The sequence below is a fragment of the Paenibacillus sp. J23TS9 genome, assembly GCF_018403225.1.
Classification (GTDB): domain Bacteria; phylum Bacillota; class Bacilli; order Paenibacillales; family Paenibacillaceae; genus Paenibacillus_AQ.
Map to the genome: position 1 here is coordinate 3,110,075 of NZ_BOSG01000001.1, position 19,390 is coordinate 3,129,464.

17 protein-coding genes are annotated in these 19,390 nt (G+C 47.9%); 1 reads left to right on the forward strand and 16 read right to left on the reverse strand.

The window, feature by feature from the left end; genetic code table 11:
- Nucleotides 1–2 precede the first annotated feature (2 nt).
- From polA to pnpS, 6 genes are all read right to left on the reverse strand, one after another.
- Nucleotides 3–2,669, reverse strand: coding sequence for a DNA polymerase I (gene polA / locus KJS65_RS14575; protein WP_213650420.1), 2,667 nt, complete (start codon nt 2,667–2,669; stop codon nt 3–5).
- A 206-nt stretch (nt 2,670–2,875) separates the two neighbouring features.
- A complete protein-coding gene (gene phoU / locus KJS65_RS14580) occupies nt 2,876–3,535 on the reverse strand; it encodes a phosphate signaling complex protein PhoU (protein ID WP_213650421.1) in 660 nt (219 codons plus the stop codon).
- 42 nt (nt 3,536–3,577) lie between these two features.
- Nucleotides 3,578–4,333, reverse strand: a complete 756-nt coding sequence (gene pstB / locus KJS65_RS14585) for a phosphate ABC transporter ATP-binding protein PstB (RefSeq protein ID WP_213650422.1) — start codon at nt 4,331–4,333, stop codon at nt 3,578–3,580.
- A 165-nt stretch (nt 4,334–4,498) separates the two neighbouring features.
- Nucleotides 4,499–5,686 (reverse strand): methyl-accepting chemotaxis protein, encoded by a 1,188-nt coding sequence (locus KJS65_RS14590; RefSeq protein ID WP_213650423.1) that lies wholly within the window; start codon nt 5,684–5,686, stop codon nt 4,499–4,501.
- A 103-nt stretch (nt 5,687–5,789) separates the two neighbouring features.
- Complete coding sequence (locus tag KJS65_RS14595) at nt 5,790–6,521, reverse strand: response regulator transcription factor (protein ID WP_213650424.1); 732 nt, start codon at nt 6,519–6,521, stop codon at nt 5,790–5,792.
- A 161-nt stretch (nt 6,522–6,682) separates the two neighbouring features.
- Nucleotides 6,683–8,470, reverse strand: coding sequence for a two-component system histidine kinase PnpS (gene pnpS, locus KJS65_RS14600; protein ID WP_213650425.1), 1,788 nt, complete (start codon nt 8,468–8,470; stop codon nt 6,683–6,685).
- Nucleotides 8,471–8,682: 212 nt separating this feature from the next.
- Here pnpS and yfbR point away from each other — a divergent pair, with 212 nt between their 5' ends.
- Nucleotides 8,683–9,294 carry a 5'-deoxynucleotidase gene (yfbR, locus tag KJS65_RS14605; protein WP_244864525.1) on the forward strand — a complete coding sequence of 204 codons (612 nt, stop codon included), beginning with the start codon at nt 8,683–8,685 and terminating at the stop codon, nt 9,292–9,294.
- 56 nt (nt 9,295–9,350) lie between these two features.
- Here yfbR and KJS65_RS14610 read toward each other — a convergent pair whose 3' ends face one another.
- From KJS65_RS14610 to accD, 10 genes are all read right to left on the reverse strand, one after another.
- Nucleotides 9,351–10,220, reverse strand: coding sequence for an SDR family oxidoreductase (locus KJS65_RS14610; RefSeq protein ID WP_213650427.1), 870 nt, complete (start codon nt 10,218–10,220; stop codon nt 9,351–9,353).
- 206 nt (nt 10,221–10,426) lie between these two features.
- Complete coding sequence (locus KJS65_RS14615; RefSeq protein WP_213650428.1) at nt 10,427–10,852, reverse strand: hypothetical protein; 426 nt, start codon at nt 10,850–10,852, stop codon at nt 10,427–10,429.
- A gap of 138 nt (nt 10,853–10,990) precedes the next feature.
- Nucleotides 10,991–11,932 (reverse strand): malate dehydrogenase, encoded by a 942-nt coding sequence (mdh, locus tag KJS65_RS14620; protein WP_213650429.1) that lies wholly within the window; start codon nt 11,930–11,932, stop codon nt 10,991–10,993.
- Between the two features lie 15 nt (nt 11,933–11,947).
- On the reverse strand, nt 11,948–13,240 hold the full coding sequence (icd, locus tag KJS65_RS14625) for an NADP-dependent isocitrate dehydrogenase (RefSeq protein ID WP_213650430.1): 1,293 nt from the start codon (nt 13,238–13,240) through the stop codon (nt 11,948–11,950).
- A 119-nt stretch (nt 13,241–13,359) separates the two neighbouring features.
- On the reverse strand, nt 13,360–14,475 hold the full coding sequence (citZ, locus tag KJS65_RS14630; RefSeq protein ID WP_213650431.1) for a citrate synthase: 1,116 nt from the start codon (nt 14,473–14,475) through the stop codon (nt 13,360–13,362).
- A 249-nt stretch (nt 14,476–14,724) separates the two neighbouring features.
- Nucleotides 14,725–15,117 carry an FxsA family protein gene (locus KJS65_RS14635; RefSeq protein WP_213650432.1) on the reverse strand — a complete coding sequence of 131 codons (393 nt, stop codon included), beginning with the start codon at nt 15,115–15,117 and terminating at the stop codon, nt 14,725–14,727.
- Nucleotides 15,117–15,629 carry an acyl-CoA thioesterase gene (locus KJS65_RS14640; protein ID WP_213650433.1) on the reverse strand — a complete coding sequence of 171 codons (513 nt, stop codon included), beginning with the start codon at nt 15,627–15,629 and terminating at the stop codon, nt 15,117–15,119. Before KJS65_RS14640 ends, KJS65_RS14635 begins: the two co-directional genes overlap by 1 nt.
- 266 nt (nt 15,630–15,895) lie before the next feature.
- A complete protein-coding gene (pyk, locus tag KJS65_RS14645) occupies nt 15,896–17,320 on the reverse strand; it encodes a pyruvate kinase (RefSeq protein WP_136604170.1) in 1,425 nt (474 codons plus the stop codon).
- Nucleotides 17,321–17,443: 123 nt separating this feature from the next.
- The gene (locus KJS65_RS14650; protein WP_213650434.1) at nt 17,444–18,427 is read right to left on the reverse strand and encodes an acetyl-CoA carboxylase carboxyltransferase subunit alpha; all 984 of its coding nucleotides are present in this window, start codon (nt 18,425–18,427) and stop codon (nt 17,444–17,446) included.
- The gene (gene accD, locus KJS65_RS14655; protein ID WP_213650435.1) at nt 18,428–19,321 is read right to left on the reverse strand and encodes an acetyl-CoA carboxylase, carboxyltransferase subunit beta; all 894 of its coding nucleotides are present in this window, start codon (nt 19,319–19,321) and stop codon (nt 18,428–18,430) included.
- Nucleotides 19,322–19,390: the final 69 nt, after the last annotated feature.

Sequence of the window (19,390 nt, forward strand, 5' to 3'; positions counted from 1 at the left end):
CATTATTTCGCTTCGTACCAATTCATTCCATAGCTGACATCCGCTTTCAGCGGCACAGACAAGGCAAGCGCCTTTTCCATCGTCTCAGGCACAAGCTTTTTCATCAGCTCCAGCTCATCCTCCGGTACCTCGAATACAAGTTCGTCATGCACCTGAAGCAGCATGCGGCTCTTCAGCTTCTGCTCTGCGAGTGCAGCATCCATATGAACCATAGCGAGCTTAATAATATCCGCTGCGGTGCCCTGAATCGGTGTATTCATCGCGGTACGTTCAGCGAAGGAGCGGAGATTAAAATTGCTGGCATTAATTTCTGGTAAATAACGTCTTCGTTCCAGCAGCGTTGTCACATAGCCGTCCCGCTTCGCGTCTTTTACGATGTCGTCCATATAGCGGCGCACCCCGCCGAACGCATCAAAGTACTGATCGATAAAGCGTGCGGCTTCCTTCCGCGTAATGTTCAGGTTCTGTGACAATCCGTAATCACTGATCCCATAGACGATACCGAAATTGACGGCCTTGGCCGAACGACGCATGTTCGAATCCACTTCCTCGGCTTGAACACCAAACACATCCATAGCCGTCTTCGTATGGATATCCATATCATGCAAGAATGCTTCCTTAAGACCCGTATCATCAGAAATATGTGCAAGTACGCGCAGCTCGATCTGCGAATAGTCGGCTGCGAGAATATACCAGTCCGGCTCGGACGGCACGAATACTTTCCGGATTTTGCGGCCTTCCTCAAGACGGATCGGAATATTCTGCAGGTTAGGGAATTGACTGCTCAGGCGTCCGGTGGCAGCAATCGTCTGGCGATAGTACGTATGCACTTTGCCTGTTTCCGAAGAAATCTCCTTCAGCAGACCTTCGACGTATGTTGATTGAAGCTTAGCAATCGTCCGGTACTGCAGAATCAGGCGCACAATATCATGATAGGGAGCAAGTTTTTCCAGTACTTCGGCATCTGTGGAATAGCCGGTCTTCGTCTTTTTGACGACAGGCAGACCCAGCTTTACGAACAGGATCTCTCCCAGCTGTTTGGGGGAGTTTAGATTAAACTCCGTTCCGGCAATCTCATAAATCTCTTCGACCAAGGTTTTGATTTGGGATTCAAATTCCTTGCCCAGATCCGTCAAGTCATCCTTATTTACGGATATCCCTTGCTTTTCCATATCCGCCAGGATACGTGACAATGGCATCTCTAAGTCATGAAAGAGCGAAGCCATTTCATTGCCTTCCAGCTCTCTTTCCTGCAGTGGGATCAGATCCAGAATTGCAGCACATTTGGCAGCCAAATGCTTGCTTAGCACATCCGCTTCAGGCACCTTGTACTTTGCACCCTTGCCAAAGACATCCTCATCAGCAGCCAGCGATTGCAGTCCATGCTTATGAGCAAGAGCGTGAATATTCTGATTGGAATCCGTCGGATCCAGTAAATAAGCTGCCAGTTGAACATCAAACGATGCACCCGCAAACGCAATGCCCTGCCAATGCAGCGCCAGATCCGTCCGGTGCAGGTCATAACCGCGCTTTGGAATATCCTGATCTCCGAGCCACTTCCGCAGCGGTTCTGCCGCTTCAGCCTTCAGCAGCTCGAACGGAACATAGTAGTGCTCCTCCGGAGAGGAAAAGATCGTACCGATCACCTCGGCGCGATGCGGATTCTCCCCATTCGTTTCCACATGCATGACTTCTATCGTATCCAGCGCATCAACCAATACACGGATATGATCGATGTCCATGACTTGAACCTTAATCTCCTTCGCAGGAGCCTGCTCCTGTGCCGGCTGATCGCTGCTGCGCCCGTCTGCCTTGAAGGACAAGCGTTCCAGAAGAGATTTAAACTCCAGCTTCGCGAGGGCAGGACCTGCTGTATCCTCCTTCAAGCCATCAAAATTCATATCGTCAAAGGACTTGTCCAGCGGAACTTCCCGGTAGATTGTCGCCAGTTTTTTACTCATCACGGCGTCGTCCGCATGGGTTTCAATTTTTTCTTTCATTTTACCTTTGAGTTCACCGGTATTAGCCAGCACCTCTTCGACCGAACCAAACTGATGAAGCAGCTTAAGCGCAGTCTTCTCACCAACTCCCGGAATACCCGGGATGTTGTCGGATGCATCGCCCATAAGCCCTTTTAGGTCTATGATCTGGAGCGGTGTCAGGCCGTATCTTTCCTCGATCTGCTCCGGTGCATAGGTCTCAATCTCCGTAACGCCTTTACGCGTAAGTCCAACCTGAACATGATCCGAAGCCAGCTGCAGCATATCCTTGTCCCCGGTTACAACGAGAATCTCATGCCCTGCTTCCTCCGCGATTTTTGATACCGTACCGATAATATCATCCGCTTCGTATCCGCTCAGCTCAAACTGTGAAATGCCAAAGCCCTGCAGCAGCTCTTTCAGCAGCGGAAACTGCTCGGACAGCTCCGGCGGAGTCTTTTCACGGCCGCCCTTGTATTCCTGATAGCCTTCATGGCGGAATGTAATTTTCCCGGCGTCAAAAGCAACCATCATATGTGTAGGTTTATGATCCTCAATAAGTCGCAAAAGCATATTTGTAAACCCGTACACGGCATTCGTGTGCAGTCCCTTGGTGTTCGTTAATGGGGGCATCGCAAAAAACGCCCGGTAAATGATACTGTTTCCATCAATAAGAATCAGTTTGCTCATACAGCACCTTCCCTTTTTAAACTTCCTTCATTCATGAAAACTTTCAATCGATGTTATACCTTTTAATATCTTAACACATGACACTTCATTCTAGAAAAAAATCAGGCAGCGCATCTTCTTTTTCAATACAGTTCCCTACAACACAAAAACACCGGAAAGAACGATTCCGATGTCTTCATGATACTTCAAGTATTCAAATGCCGGATTTAGCGGTTTAAGTCGGGGCGTTTCCCCGTAACCAGGTACACGGCGCTTTCCCCGATATTGGTCGCATGATCAGCGATCCGTTCAATATATCGTCCAACCAGCGTAAGGAGCAGTGCTTGCGGCATCGAATCGGGATTGGCTCTCATATGACCGTATAATTCCGTTAAAATCTGGCTGTACAGATGATCCACCTGATCATCGTCCTGGGCCATTTTATAAGCAAGATCCGTATTTTCGTCCAAATAAGAAGTAATTGCCTCTTCGATCATGACTTTAACGATGTTGGCCATTTGCGGGATATCAATCAGCGGTTTAATCAGCTTCTCCCCTTGCAAACGCAATGTCACTTTGGCCACATCCAGTGCTAGATCGCCCATACGTTCCAGATCACTGGATATTTTAAATGCAACGAGTATTCTGCGAAGATCCTTGGCAACGGGCTGCTGGGTAACTATGAGCCGCGAACCGATGTCCATAATTTCCTCTTCCATAAGATTAAGCTGAGCATCTGCCTGCACGATTTCCTGCGCTTTGACACAATCCTGTGTTTTCAGGCTTATGACCGCTCCATCAAGCGCCCCAACCACATGCTCTCCCATTTGAACAAGCAGCGAGCGAAGCTGCTCCAGATCCTGATCCAATTCTTTTCTCCGAATCATGGCTGATGTTTCCCCCTATAAAATGTATTGTTTCTCCATCTATCAGCCGAAACGACCGGAGATATAATCCTCTGTTCTGGAGTCACGCGGATTACTGAACAGAGCGTTGGTCTCATCCGCTTCGACAACCTCCCCATTAAGGAAGAAAACCGTGCGGCCGGAAACACGGGCAGCCTGATGCATGTTATGCGTAACCATGACGATCGTGTATTTCTCCTTCAGCTCCTGTACCAGCTCCTCGATCTTCAACGTAGATATTGGATCGAGTGCTGAAGTGGCTTCATCCATCAGGAGAATATCCGGTTCTACCGCAAGTGCTCGTGCAATGCAGAGGCGCTGCTGCTGTCCCCCGGACAAGCTAAGCGCAGAACGCTTCTGATAGTCTTTGACTTCTTCCCACAGCGCGGCTTGACGCAAGCTCTCTTCGACAATCTCATCCAGCGTTTTTTTATTGCGGACTCCGTGAAGACGCGGACCATAGGCAATATTGTCATAGATGGATTTCGGAAACGGGTTTGGCTGCTGGAACACCATGCCGACACGCTTGCGAAGCTCCTCCACGTATACATCCTTACCGTAGATACCTGAGCCGCCAATTTTGACGGATCCTTCGATCCGAGTGCCGGTAATCATATCATTCATTCGGTTCAACGTACGCAGTAGTGTAGATTTTCCGCAGCCAGATGGGCCGATAAAGGCCGTAATCGTCTTTTCCGGAATATCCAGATTTATATTTTTCAAGGCATGGAACTGTTCATAGTATAAGTTTAGGTCTTCGATTTCGATGATTTTTTCCATTTCCTAATCAGGTCTCCTTATCGTTCAATGGGACATCCCTATGTTCTCTCGTCAATAGTGCTGGACCTGTGACTCTATTGATTGTATAACCTCTATGTAAAAGCTGTGTGCCACAATTGTAAACTCTGTGTAAAATGTGAGCTTCTCCTATTCCTTTTACTTCCTTTATGTTAGCGTGCGCTCCAGTTCCACCTTTACACCAAGAGCTTGTTTGGCGGTATCTCTGGCCATTTGATGTACCGATCGTCCGGTCTTTTCCACATGCCCGACGGCTTGCTCGAGCTCGCCAAACATGCGGCTTCCTTCGGTCAGCTGCGCTGCTCCTGTCTGGATCTGCCGGACTCCCGAAGCCGTTAATGATCCGGTCTCCGTAGCCGATTGGCTGATGCGCTCCAACAGTCCTGAAATATCCGCAGCCAGCTGCCGGGTCTGCGCTGCGAGTGATCTCACTTCGGCCGCAACAATCTGAAACCCTCTGCCCTGGCTACCTGCATGAGCAGCCTCAATGGAGGCATTGATGGCAAGCAGGCCGCTTCGATCCGCAAGCTCAGCGATACCCTGGGTAAGAGAGGATATCTTACCTGCATCCTCGATCAGCTCAGCTACCTGCTTTTGATTCCGGTTCATATGTATAACGGCTTCCGCATAGGATTCACCTGCTTCATCCAGCTTCATCCTTCCCTCCGCCGTCCATTCCTTCATACGGAGGCACTCCTCAAGCGTAAGGCTAGCCGCTTCCGCAACTTTCCCCAGCGATTGCTCCATGCCGCTCACATGGAAGTAATTCTCCGAAATGGTGTGTTTGCGCTGCTCCTCGGCCTCGGTCTGCAGCAGTCCCGACATCATTAATAAATCCTGAACAGTTAGGACACCGGCGAACCGGCCCTTCTCCGTCACAATCACGCAATCATAAAACCGGGCTTCAGGTCTTTCCAGTGCGCGCTGAATCATATATGCCGGATCTTCACCGATCTCCACAATCAGAATATCCTCTTCAGCGAATTTCTTCACAGAGCGGTCAAAATATAGATCCGCGGCAAAGCGGCCCGTCAGTCTCCGGTAAAATGCATCTTTCATCAACAATCCTTCCGGATGCATATCTTCACCACAAACGACCAGGCATGGAATATGAGGCTGCTCTTTCAGTATACTTAGTGCTTCCCTGCAGGTGACTTGCGGAGTTAATGCAGGCACGGCTCGGCAGCTCCCCGCGGCAGATAATCCCCTCTCTGACGGCGCGTGTGCAGCTGGCACTGCTGTTTCCTTCCGTATGGGGTCTGTGATCAAGCTCATTACGGTTGATTGCTTTTGTTCAGTGATGTTGGTTCTGTTCTCAGCTTGCAGAATGCTCAAGATTGACTCCCCCTCAGAACTCCTCTTTAGCCGCATCATAACCCTGAATTATTAAGGGAAGATTCGGCTGTGGTAAATGGATTGTAAAAAAAAGAAGCTCTCATCATGATTCCTGAGGATGAGAGCTTCTTTTTTTATTAATAACCAGTTTATATCCCACACCGCGTATGGAATCAATATGCACGGATTCCGGATCAAGCTCGAGCTTTTTACGGAGCGAGCTGACATGAACATCCACCGTCCGCTGGCCTCCGATATAATCAAAACCCCAAACTGCATTCATCAGATCATCTCTGGTCAATACCACTCCCGGCTTGCGCGCAAGGTAAAGCAGTACTTCGAATTCCTTCGGTCTTAAACTGATGCTGGTGCTGCCTAGCATGACCTCGTACTTTTCCGGATAGATTTCCAGCTGTCCAAGCCTAATTGCAGAATCCGAGGTTTCAGGAACCTCTTCTTCCTTCGCTCCCGAGACGCGCCGCAGTACCGTGCCTACACGGGCGAGCAGCTCAGATACGCCAAAAGGCTTGGTGATGTAGTCGTCCGCACCCAGCTTAAGACCTTGTACGACTTCTTCTTCCGCATTTTTTGCAGTCAAAATGATGACCGGAGTCGCGATGGCTTTCGCTCTCAGCTTACCCAGAATATCAAATCCATTCATTCCCGGCAGCATCAAATCCAGTATGATCAAGTCAAATGGCTCCTGTACAGCTCGCTCAAATCCGGATGTTCCGTGATCCTCAATGGTGACTTCATAACCTTCCTGCGTCAGATTATAGGATAGCAATCTGGCCAGGGTCGGTTCATCTTCAATAACCAGCAAACGCTGTGTCATTTAATAAATACCCCCGTTCTACAAAAAACAATGGTTTCGGATACTGACAAGCCCATCGTAACACCCAAATGTTAACCCTGTGTAAAGATGAGCAGGCAGTAAGGCACCTTTTTTTAAAAGTTATCCATTTGTAATCGCAAGTTTAACAGCCCTTGTTTATCTTATTCCTGCAGCATCGGCAATTCAACCGTAAATGTGGTTCCGATGCCAAGTTCACTATCCACGGATATTTCTCCACAATGCTGCTCAACCAGATGCTTAACTATCGAAAGTCCGAGACCGGTGCCGCCTGAGCTTCGCGACCTCCCTTTATCGACCCTGTAGAACCGTTCAAAAATACGCGGCTGGTCTTTTTTCGGTATGCCGATCCCTGTGTCCGATACTTTGATAACAACCTTTTCGGATCCCTCGGTGTCCTGGAGATCATGGATGGTTAGATCTACTTTCCCGCCATCTTGTGTATAGCTTACTGCGTTGGATAACAGATTAATAAGAATCTGGCGCAGTTTATCCTCATCCGCCTCCACAAAGAGCTCTTCCGGAATATCGGCATGAAGCGTAATCCGTTTTTTCTCGGCGACTGTAGCCATCGCATCGATGATAGACCCGCAAAAAGAAGCTAAATGAACAGGCGCATAATCCATCGGTGAGCGTTTGGATTCAATTTTGGACAAATCCAGAATATCACTGATTAAACGGTTCAGCCGCTCACTTTCGTCGTAAATGATTTGCAGGAAGGATCTGGCCGTTTCTTCATCCTTCACACCGCCCCCGAGCAGCGTCTCGGAGAATCCCTTGACAGCTGCCACCGGCGTTTTCAGCTCATGGGATACATTTGCCACAAATTCGCTGCGCATATTCTCAAGCCTGCGGATTGCAGTGACATCCTGTAAGAGAAACAGCATTCCTTTAAACGACTGTTCCTCCCCAAACATAGGCACTCCATCCAGGTGAAGAATGGTTTCCTCCGGCCGAAAGACGCTCCGTTCCTCATGGATAATTTTCCGCTCCGTAATGCCGTCCTTTATCAGCCGGGTCAGCTCGTAGTATTGCTTAAGCTCGTTGATGGAACGTCCATTCAGTTGGCCGCTTCGGACATTCAGCATTCCTTCTGCAGCCGGATTGATTAAAGCAATGTGACACTCCGCATCTAACAGAAGAATCCCGCTGGTCATATTATCCATGACGCTCTGCAGCAAATCCTCATTATCCCGAATCGTTTGCAGCTGATTCTGCAGGCTGTCGGCCATGCCGTTAATAGCCTTGGCCAGCTCTCCAATTTCATCCTTTCGGTGCATGTTGACTCTGGCATCATAGTCCAGACGAGATATTCTGCCTGCCACTCTTGTAATCTTCTCAAGCGGGGAGGTGAGCCCAGCCGCTACACGGTAACTGACAAGAGCCGCCGCGATGAACAAAACAGCCAATCCACCAGCCATCAGCGTCCATCCCTTGCGTACGCCCTCATCAACGGATGCAAGACTCACAGATAACCGGATAAAACCGTCGTATTTCCCTGCTGAAACGACTGGCACCGCAACGTACAGCATGTCCTCCTGAAGCGTCGAGCTGTAGCGGATTGCATGTCCTGAACCGCTTTTAGCCGCATTAACGATCTCTTCACGTGAACTATGGTTATCCATATGAAGCGGATCGCTTTCCGAATCCCCAATTACAGTTCCATCTTTCGATATAAAAGTAACCCGTGAGTCGGTAAGTGCGGACAGCTCTCTGGATTGTCGGGTATAATAAGTCACCGCACTTTCTCCAACTTCCGAACGAAAATCAAAGGTATGGCTCAGCAGCTTGATCTCCCGGATCATATTATCTTCCAGCGCGGAAATATGGGATTTTTTAAACACCTGGGCCATCGTAATGCCTGCGCCCACCATGGAAATCCCGATCATAATCATTAAAATCAGGGTGAGTCTTATACGAAAGGGTCTCATTATTGCCGTCTTCCTTTTCATGAGTTTTCTTTTCATTTTTCTTCTTTTATCCTATCTTGAAACTGTAAGGATGAAAAGTTTATTTTCTCGCCAGATTGCTGCTTAGAACAACCATTCGCTTGCAGTAGCCCGTCAATCCGGCATAAGAGTATAATAATAGCGAAATGTTAAGGCTGGATAAATCCTGCCATATTAAAAAGGAGAGAATTTCATTGAACTTCCCGTTAGCCGCTTATATGTACCGACTGCAATACATCAGGCGCTGGAGCCTAATGCGCAGTACGACAACCGAAAATGTAGCAGAGCATTCCTTCCATGTGGCGCTCTTAACCCATATGCTCTGCCTGATCGGCAATACTTATTATGACCGGAAACTGAATGCAGATCATGCTGCAACGATTGCTTTGTATCATGATGCTGCTGAGGTATTCACCGGTGACATTGCCACACCTGTCAAGCATAATAACCCGAGCCTGCTGGCAAATTTTCGCGAGATGGAGAACATTGCTGCCAAGCGACTGGCTGCGATGGCGCCGCCTGAACTGCAGTCGATATATGCCAATCTCCTTCGTCCCGAGTCCGAGGATGAAGAGCAGATGGAGCTGCTTCGCTACGTCAAGGCTGCGGACTGCCTTGATGCATATTTGAAATGCGCCTTTGAAGTCGCTTCAGGCAATCGGGAATTTGCTGTAGCCAAAGAGCAAACCCTGGCCAAGGTGAAACAGATGCAGCTCCCTGAAGCAGATTATTTTCTGACACATATGGCTCCGAGCTTTGAGATGTCTTTGGATGAGTTGTCCCAGCTTGCTTCGGATTCAGACTAAAAAGGTTGAGCAGGTAATCTGCTCAACCTTTTTTCTATAGGGGATACTCCAACAACTCAACCGTTAACAATTTCCCCGCCATTCACATGGATGACCTGGCCGCTCACATACGAAGAATCATTGGAGGCCAGGTAAACATAGGCAGGAGCCAGCTCTTCCGGTTGTCCCGGACGCTTCATCGGCTGGGTTGAACCAAATTCGCTTACTTTTTTGGCATCAAACGTCGATGGTATGAGCGGTGTCCAAATCGGACCTGGGGCGACCGCATTTACGCGTATGCCTTTTTCCACAACGCTCATGGACAAGGAACGTGTAAAGCTGACGATAGCTCCTTTGGTAGATGAGTAGTCAATCAGCGTCGGGTTGCCTTTATAAGCTGTAATCGAGGCCGTATTGACGATAGAGCTTCCGCTCTTGAGATGCGGCATAGCCATCTTCGTCATATTGAACATCCCGAAGATATTGGTCCGGAACGTGCGCTCCAGCTGCTCCTTCGTGATGTCCTCAATTTTTTGCTGCGGATGCTGCTCTGCTGCATTATTGATCAGGATATCCAGTCCGCCGAGCTCTTTCACTGTCTGATTGACGGCATTTTTGCAAAACTCCTCATCGCCGATATCACCGGCAAACAGCAGACATTTGCGTCCTTCCTGTTCCACTTGATGCTTCGTTTCCTTCGCATCCTCATGTTCATTTAAGTAAATGATCGAAAGGTCGGCCCCTTCCTTGGCAAAAGCCACCGCAACGGCGCGCCCGATGCCGCTGTCACCACCTGTGATAATTACTTTCTTACCTTTAAGCTTACCTGCGGCCATATAGTCACTCGGCTCATATTTCGGGAGCGGATTCATCTCCGACTCGATACCTGGCTGTTGATTCTGATGCTGCGGGGGCAGTGTTTGTTTACTCTGTGAATTTCCTGACATCCTTCATTCTCCTTCCATGCTTTCTTATTTTTCCGATTCCTATAGCGTTGCGCAGGGTTACATTCCCATATTAGGATGGCATAAATTAATTCCTTTATTCTTCTGACGTTTTTTACTTACCACATTCAGCTGAATGTCAAACAAAAAAACGCCTCTCCCTTTGTAAGGGAAAGGCGCTTTTTCATATGAATCCATCCTGTGAGATATTAGATGATGTCTCTGTAAACCATGAAGAACAGCATCACGAGGACGCAGATCGCAAGCAAAGCGCTCAGTGTACGGATTTTGCCTGTCTCTACCGAGATATCACGTTTATTTTTAACTCCGTCCATTGCAAGACGAAGCGGTTTCCCCATGATACCGCTGATGGCTCCAATAGCCAGAAACAAAATAACGATAACGATCATCCAAGGTACCGAATAGTCGCCTTTGCTCATCAAATATCCACCAGTAAGCAGTTGAATGACCAGAGCAATTTGCGCATAAGTGTTAAGGCTGCGAATCGCTGCCGCACTACCTTCTTGTGCTGGCAAAGACAACTTGGTTACTTTTCCAACAACGAAAGGCAAAATCAGATAAAATCCCAGAGCTGCAGCGCCCAGAATATGTATAAATAACATTACCATTGCCATGAGCAGAATCCCTCCACAATTACTATGATTTAGATTACATGTATTATCATTTTACACCAATTAAAAGAAAAGAAAACCTCTAAATATGAACAAACTTAGAGGTTTTCCCTGTAAAACTATGATCCGGCTTAACGCTTCTTACACGTTTACAACGGAAATAACATTGCGTACGGAATCAGCGGACTTATCCAGAGCCGCTTTTTCCTCAGCTGTAAGCTCCAGCTCGAAAATTTTCTCGATGCCATTGCCGCCGAGAATTGAAGGAACACCCAGGAACAGATCATTGTAGCCATATTCGCCTTCAAGAAGAGCGATAACGGGAATGATCCGCTTTTTGTCTTTGATGATCGCTTCAGCCATTTGTACGAGCGATGCCGCCGGTGCAAAGTATGCACTGCCGTTGCCAAGCAGGTTAACGATTTCGCCGCCGCCTACGCGGGTACGTTGAACGATTTCCTGAATGCGGTCAGCAGGGATGAGCGTATCGATCGGAATGCCGCCAACGTTCGAATAACGAACGAGAGGAACCATATCGTCGCCATGTCCACCAAGCACGAAGCCGCGGACATCTTCCACGGATACGTTCAGCTCTTGAGCGATGAATGTGCAATAACGGGCGGTATCCAGTACGCCGGATTGGCCAATTACGCGGTTTTTAGGGAAACCCAGTGTTTTGTTTGCTACATAAGTCATAGCGTCTACTGGGTTGCTCAGAATGATAACGATGGATTCCGGAGCGACTCTTTTTACATTTTCACAGACGGCTTTCATGATGCCTGCGTTCGTGTTCACGAGGTCATCACGGCTCATGCCTGGTTTACGGGCTACGCCAGCTGTGATGATCACGATGTCAGAATCAGCAGCGTCATCATAATTGGAAGTACCGGTAATTTGGCTATCGAAGCCTTGTACCGGACTTGCTTCCAGCATGTCGAGCGCCTTGCCCTTTGTTGGGTTCTCAAGCTGAGGAATATCCAGCAGTACCACATTGCCAAGTTCTTTTTGCGCCAGCATCAAAGCCGTAGTAGCACCGGTAAAACCGGCGCCTACCACAGTGATTTTTTTACGAGTCAAAGCCATGTCCAAGTCTCACCCCTACATGTTTTTGATTACTTGGTCTGCAAACTCGGAGCATTTTACTTGCGTTGCGCCGTCCATCAGGCGGGCAAAGTCATAAGTAACGGTTTTATTGTTAATGGAAGTTTCCATGCCTTTGTAGATCAGGTCAGCCGCTTCCTGCCATCCCAGATGCTCAAGCAGCATAACGCCGGACAGGACAACGGAACCAGGGTTAACGACGTCTTTGTCTGCATATTTAGGAGCTGTACCATGCGTAGCTTCAAAAATAGCATGTCCTGTTACATAGTTAATGTTGGCCCCTGGAGCAATACCGATACCGCCGATTTGTGCAGCCAGTGCGTCGGACAGATAGTCACCATTCAGGTTCAGTGTAGCAATAACGTCAAAGTCGGTAGGACGAGTCAATACTTGCTGAAGAGCGATGTCCGCAATCGCGTCCTTCACGATGATTTTTCCTTCAGCTTCAGCGGCGCTTTGAGCTGCATTAGCTGCATCTGTTCCGTCTTTTTCTTTAATCGCATCATATTGTGCCCATGTGAATACTTTATCGCCGAATTCCTGCTCAGCCACTTCGTAGCCCCAGTTTTTGAAGGCTCCTTCAGTGAATTTCATGATATTGCCTTTGTGTACCAGTGTTACGCTCTTACGGCCATGCTCAATGGCATATTCGATAGCTGCGCGTACCAGCCGCTTAGAGCCTTCGGAAGATACAGGCTTGATGCCGATACCAGAAGTTTCAGGGAAGCGGATTTTGTTAACGCCCATTTCATTTTGAAGGAATTCAATAACCTTCTTCACAGCCTCGGAGCCTTCTTGGTACTCAATACCTGCGTAGATATCCTCGGTATTTTCACGGAAAATAACCATGTCCACCAGCTCAGGATGTTTAACCGGAGAAGGAACACCATCGAAGTAACGTACAGGACGCAGACATACATACAAATCCAGCTCTTGGCGAAGTGCCACGTTCAGGGAACGGATACCGCCGCCGATTGGCGTAGTCAAAGGTCCTTTAATTGCTACGATATACTCACGGATGGCTTCAAGCGTATCGTTAGGCAGCCATTCTCCGTATGTATTGAATGCTTTCTCACCGGCAAATACTTCGTACCAAGCGATTTTTTTGGAGCCGCCGTAAGCTTTTTCTACTGCAGCATCCAACACACGTTTGGAAGCTTTCCAGATGTCGCGGCCAGTACCGTCACCTTCGATAAAAGGAATGATCGGGTTGTTTGGCACCTCAAGCTTGCCGTTTGTTATTTCAATTTTTTCACCTTCGGTAGGAAGTGCGAATTTCTCGAGTTTCATTAGTACGTCCTCCTTGTAATTAAAATATTTTTTTGATTACCTTAGACAAACAGTCACATAGGGGCGCCGGAGCATCGCATGCATGAGATGTTCCAGTTCCCCTAATTCTGTATTGTCCATTAAGAGCGTTGTTCAACCGGTACATACTTCTGATCGGTAAGGCCTACATATTCGGCACGCGGACGGATAATGCGGTTGTTTTCGTACTGCTCCAGAATATGTGCGGTCCATCCGGATACACGGCTGATCGCAAAAATCGGGGTAAAGATCTCATGATTAAACCCTAGCTGAGTATACACAGAAGCGGAGTAGAAATCCACATTCGGCTTCAAACCCTTTTGGTTAGTAACCAGATCATCAATCTTGACGGACATTTCATACAGCTTCGTGTCGCCCTTCATTTCGCCGAGCTCGCGGGACATTTTTTGCAAATGCTTCGCGCGCGGATCGCCGTTTTTGTATACACGGTGTCCGAAGCCCATGATCTTGTCACGGTTATCCAATTTTTGCTGGATATAAGGCTCGACGTTTTCCAAGCTTTCGATTTCATTCAGCATTTTCATGACCGCTTCGTTGGCTCCGCCATGCAGAGGTCCTTTCAAAGCGCCGATTGCTGAAGTCACTCCGGAGTAAATATCTGAAAGCGTAGCCACAGTTACGCGGGCTGCAAAGGTGGAGGCGTTCAGTTCATGATCCGCATGAAGAACAAGCGCCTGATCCAATGCTTTTACGGAAACTTCTTCCGGCTTTTCGCCTCTCAGCATATACAGGAAATTCTCGGCAATGGACAATCCCGCCTGCGGTGCTACCGGTTCTTTGCCTTCACGAATGCGCGACAGAGCAGCGATTACGGTAGGCAGCTTAGCCTGAAGGCGGATCGCCTTGCGCTCGTTCGCTTCACGGCTCATATCGTCGGCTTCCTCGTCATAGAGGGCAAGAGCCGATACCGCAGAACGGAGGGCAGCCATGGTATTTGTATCTTTAGGGTATGATTTCATTTGCTCGATCACTTGATTCGGAATTGAAGCTTCGTTACTCAAATCCTTATGGAGCTGTTTTAGTTCTGCTTCATTAGGCAGCTTTCCGAACCACAGCAGATAGGCTACTTCTTCAAAACTTGCATGGAGTGCAAGATCATCGATATCATAACCGCGGTATGTGAGCACGCCGTCCACGATGGAACTGATGGAAGAAGCTGCGGCAACAATTCCCTCAAGGCCTTTAGTAGCTGTCATCGTATATCTCTCCTTTGTAAAACGGATTTTTAAACAGGATAAACGAGCCGTGAAAACATTTACATTTTATTCAAAAGAAAAAAGACGGCCGTCCGCCATTCTACCTTAGCATTCACACGCCAAGTAATGGAATCACTATTATCATAAAGGATTTTGTCGGATATGTGAACATAAGTGCCCCCTATAAAAGCATCAAATTGTTTTATCAGACACATAAAGATTTTTTTATCACCCGGCAGAATCCTTCACTTAACGGCGGTGAATCGTGATATTCCCCTTTTTGATCTTGCGCTCCAGCCATTTCAGTATCAGGATACGATAGAACGGACGGGTGAGGGGAAAGGCCATCGTAAAGCCAATAATGTCGGTTAGGAAACCGGGAATGATCAGTAAAATACCACCAATAAAAACACAAAGCCCATCCACAAGGCTTCTTCCGGGGATCTGTCCGGAATTCATGCGAGCCCGCGAATCCTCCAGCACCTTGCGACCTTCAAAACGCATGATGAGCATACCCATCACGGATGTAACAAGGGTAAGCAGAAACGTATTCCCTCCGCCGATCCTGCTTGCAACCAGATTAAAGCCGTAAATTTCAGCGGTGGGAACAATAATAATTACGATAAGCAGCCATTTCCACACTACCGATCTCCTCCCCCGGTCAGTGATTGCTCCAATGCGCTGTAAAGCCCTGGAGCGCCTTTATCCAGCCTTACCGGCTGCCATTCTCGGTTCACCCACACGTGGCTTGTCGAGCCTGACACAAGCAGCACTCCGGGCAGCTCCGGGCATGCTGAGTTCTGCGCCTCATGCAGATGTTCTCTCTCCTCACTCGAGAGTCTTCTGATTTCATATGCGTATTTGATTCTTAATTTTGAAAATGTCGTCATTCGCGTAAAAATCGTGATTTCATCGTCATAACGAGCTGGTTGGATGAACTTCATATCCAGATCTGTGACGGGAAGCAAAACCCCTTGCTCTTCCATGCTGCGGTATGTAATGCCAAGCTCACGAATCATTTCAGTCCGTCCAATCTCAAACCAGTTCAGGTAATTGGCGTGGTACACCACTCCCATCTGGTCGCTTTCCTGATAACGAACCCGCACAGAAGCCGTATACCAGCGGCTGAGCTTGCCCCCTACGTCTTTTTCCATGCTTGCCAAAGTCCCCTTCATTGAAAATATAAAGCTTGGTATTAAGTATAACATAGGGCTTCACAACTCTCGAATTTGAGGCTAAGGCACCCGGGAATGAGTCATATATAGGTATTTTGTGCTAGATTCCATTTATCCATTCAGAGGCGGATGCTAAGGAAGGTTGTGCAGCCTGGATCTATGCCAAAAAAGGCTGTGCAGGAATTCCCCTGCACAGCCTCTTAATCAAAGAATCTATAACGTTATCGGTTAAATCAGATCCGCACTTAGACGTTTGGAATCTGGCTGACTTTTACAAGGTTCGTCGAACCGGATTGTCCAAGCGGAACGCCTGCTGTGATCACAACCAGATCTCCCGGTTTTACGAGTCCGGATTCCAGACCGCCTTGCAGGGAGTTCTCGAACATTTCGTCCGTAGAGCTTGCTGTTTTGCCTTGGATAGGTGTTACACCCCAAGTCAGGGCAAGACGGCGCAGCGTGCGCTCCTGAGTCGTTACAGCGATGATTGGAGCTTGTGGACGGTACTTGGATACCATACGTGCAGTATGACCGGATTCCGTAGAGGAAATGATCGCTTTCGCATTCAAATCCAATGCAGAGATCGCTACGGATTGGCTGATTGCTTCGGTTACCGTTGTTTCCTGAGCAATTCTTTGCTTCAAGAAGATTTCACGGTAGTTCAGCGCGGATTCCGCTTTTTCAGCGATGCGGGACATTGTCAGAACGGATTCTACCGGATATTTACCTGCAGCTGTTTCACCGGAAAGCATGATTGCGTCAGTTCCGTCGAAAATCGCGTTCGCTACGTCACTTGCTTCTGCGCGTGTTGGACGCGGATTGCGCTGCATGGAATCAAGCATTTGGGTAGCCGTAATAACCGGTTTACCTGCAACATTACATTTTTCGATCATGCGTTTTTGCACCAACGGCACTTCTTCAGCAGGAATTTCCACGCCAAGGTCACCGCGGGCAACCATAAGGCCGTCCGATGCTTCCAGGATTTCATCCAGGTTGTCCACGCCTTGTTGGTTTTCGATTTTAGAAATAATTTGAATTTGTCCTGCGTTATGTTTCTCCAGCAGTTGACGAATTTCTAGAACGTCACTTGCTTTGCGGACGAAGGAAGCTGCGATAAAATCGATGCCCTGCTCGATACCAAACACGATATCGTTTGCGTCTTTCTCCGTAATACCTGGCAGAGAAATCGCAACACCCGGTACGTTAACGCCTTTCTTGCTTTTGATTGTACCGCCATTGACAATGCGACATTTGATTTCAGTGCCTTCAACACCTACAACCGTCAAACCAATCAAACCGTCATCGATCAGAATGGTGGAGCCTACTTCCACATCACTTGGAAGATCCAGATAAGTGATGGAGATGCGGTCCTTGTCTCCCAAAATTTCTTCGGTTGTCAATGTGATATATTCATCTTGAACCAGTTCAATCGGTTCCACAGCCAGCTTGCCCGTACGAATTTCAGGTCCTTTGGTATCCAGCAAAATAGCTACTGTTTTGTTAAGCTCCTTGGCAGCCTGACGGATATTTTTAATCCGGTTGCCATGCTCCTCGAAATCGCCGTGTGAAAAGTTCAGACGGGCTACATTCATGCCAGCAAGAATCAATTTTTTGGTGTTTTCCAACGATTCACTGGAAGGTCCGATAGTACATACGATTTTTGTTTTACGCATTAGGGTTTCCTCCGTTTTTCTTAAAATCTCTCTATCCAAACATCTTTATCCAAAAATTAAATTTACTACAAATTAAAGATTTTGTATAGGAACTTTGTCATATCCATCTTTGACAATAAGGGTTTATTCTATCACTCCAACAGCAGAAGATTGCTCAAACGCGAACTTTCCGATTTTGCGGAATTTCTGATATCTGTCTTCTTTTAAAGCCGCGCTATCCATGAGGGAAAGCTCCTGCAGATGCCGGATCAGGACCTCTTTGATCGAGGATGCAGTCCATTCATAATCCCTGTGAGCGCCGCCAACCGGCTCCGGAATGATTTCTTCAACGACTTCAAAACCAAGCAGATCCTTTGCGGTAATCTTCATCGCTTCAGCTGCCTGATCCGCTTTGGACGCATCCTTCCAGAGGATGGATGCCGCTCCGTTTGGCGAAATGGCCGAATAAATGGCATGCTCCAGCATCAGTACACGGTTGCCTACAGCCATCGCAAGAGCACCGCCGCTTCCACCTTCGCCGATGATCACACAAATAACAGGAACTCCAAGAGCCGACATTTCCCGTAAATTCCGGGCGATGGCTTCAGATTGTCCCCTCTCTTCTGCTGTATTACCCGGATATGCTCCTTTTGTATCGACAAAAGTAATAATCGGGCGTTTAAACTTGTCCGCCTGTTGCATCAAACGCAGCGCTTTACGGAAGCCTTCCGGATGTGCACTGCCGAAGAAACGGGCAATATTATCCTTTGTATCCTTACCGCGCTGCTGACCGATAACCGTAACCGGTATCCCATTCAGCTTAGCGAGTCCGCCAATCACGGCGAGATCATCACCAAACAGGCGGTCACCGTGCAATTCAATAAAATCATTGAAGATCAACTGAATCAGATCGAGTGAGGTAGGGCGCTGCTGATGTCTCGCCACATGCATTTTCTGGTGGGGAGAAATATTGGAATAAATCTCGGTTTCCAGTTCGGCATAACGTTCTTCCAATCTGGAAATTTCATCAGTGAAGTCAATACCCTTGTCCTGTCCGAACTGCTTCAGCTCATTAATCTTTTGACGCATTTCAACAAGGGGTTTTTCAAAAGGCAATTCTCCTGCCACTTAATATCCCCCTTTCACGCTGTGCATATCGAGGAGCTTGTACAACATTTGACGCAGCTCCTTGCGATGGACCACCAGGTCCAACTGGCCGTGGGCCAGGTTAAACTCTGCAGTTTGAAAATCATCAGGCAGCTTCTGACGGATGGTTTGTTCAATAACAATTCTGCCGGCAAATCCGAATACGGCTCCAGGCTCCGCAATATTAATATCACCGAGCGTGGCAAAACTGGCAGAAACACCGCCAGTCGTAGGATCCGTAATCACAGAAATATATAGACCGCCCTTTTCGTTTAACCGTGACAGGGCAGCGCTTGTTTTCGCCATCTGCATCAGACTGAGGATACTTTCCTGCATACGTGCTCCTCCTGATGTGGAGAAAATAATGAGCGGAAGGTCCTTTTCTGTTGCCACTTCAATGGCGCGCGTAATTTTTTCGCCTACAACCGAACCCATACTGCCTGTAAAGAAATCAAAGCTCATCACGGCTACTACCACAGGTAATCCATCAATCGTTCCCTGTCCGGTAATTACAGCCTCGCGCAGACCCGACTTCATTTTCTGCTGTTCCAGCTTCGTTCCGTATCCCGGAAACTGCAGCGGATCCACAGACACCATACCGCTGTCAAATTCCTCAAAGCCTTCTTCATCCAGAACCATATGAATACGTTCCACAGCGTTCAGACGCATATGATATCCGCAGTTCGGGCAGACCTTCAGATTTTTCTCCAGCTCTTTGCTGTACTGAATGGTACCGCATTTGCCGCATTTATTCATGAGCCCTTCAGGAATTTCCCGTTTAGGTCTCTCGCTTTCACCAGGCTCGCTGCCTCTTCCTGCACGATCTGAAGGAATGGTCGCGTACTTTCTTTTTTTCTGAAACAAGTCTTTAAACACAACTACACCTCTCCAGCCGTTAATTTACTCAGCCGCATCTTCGCTCTACCACGTATAAACGCACTCGCT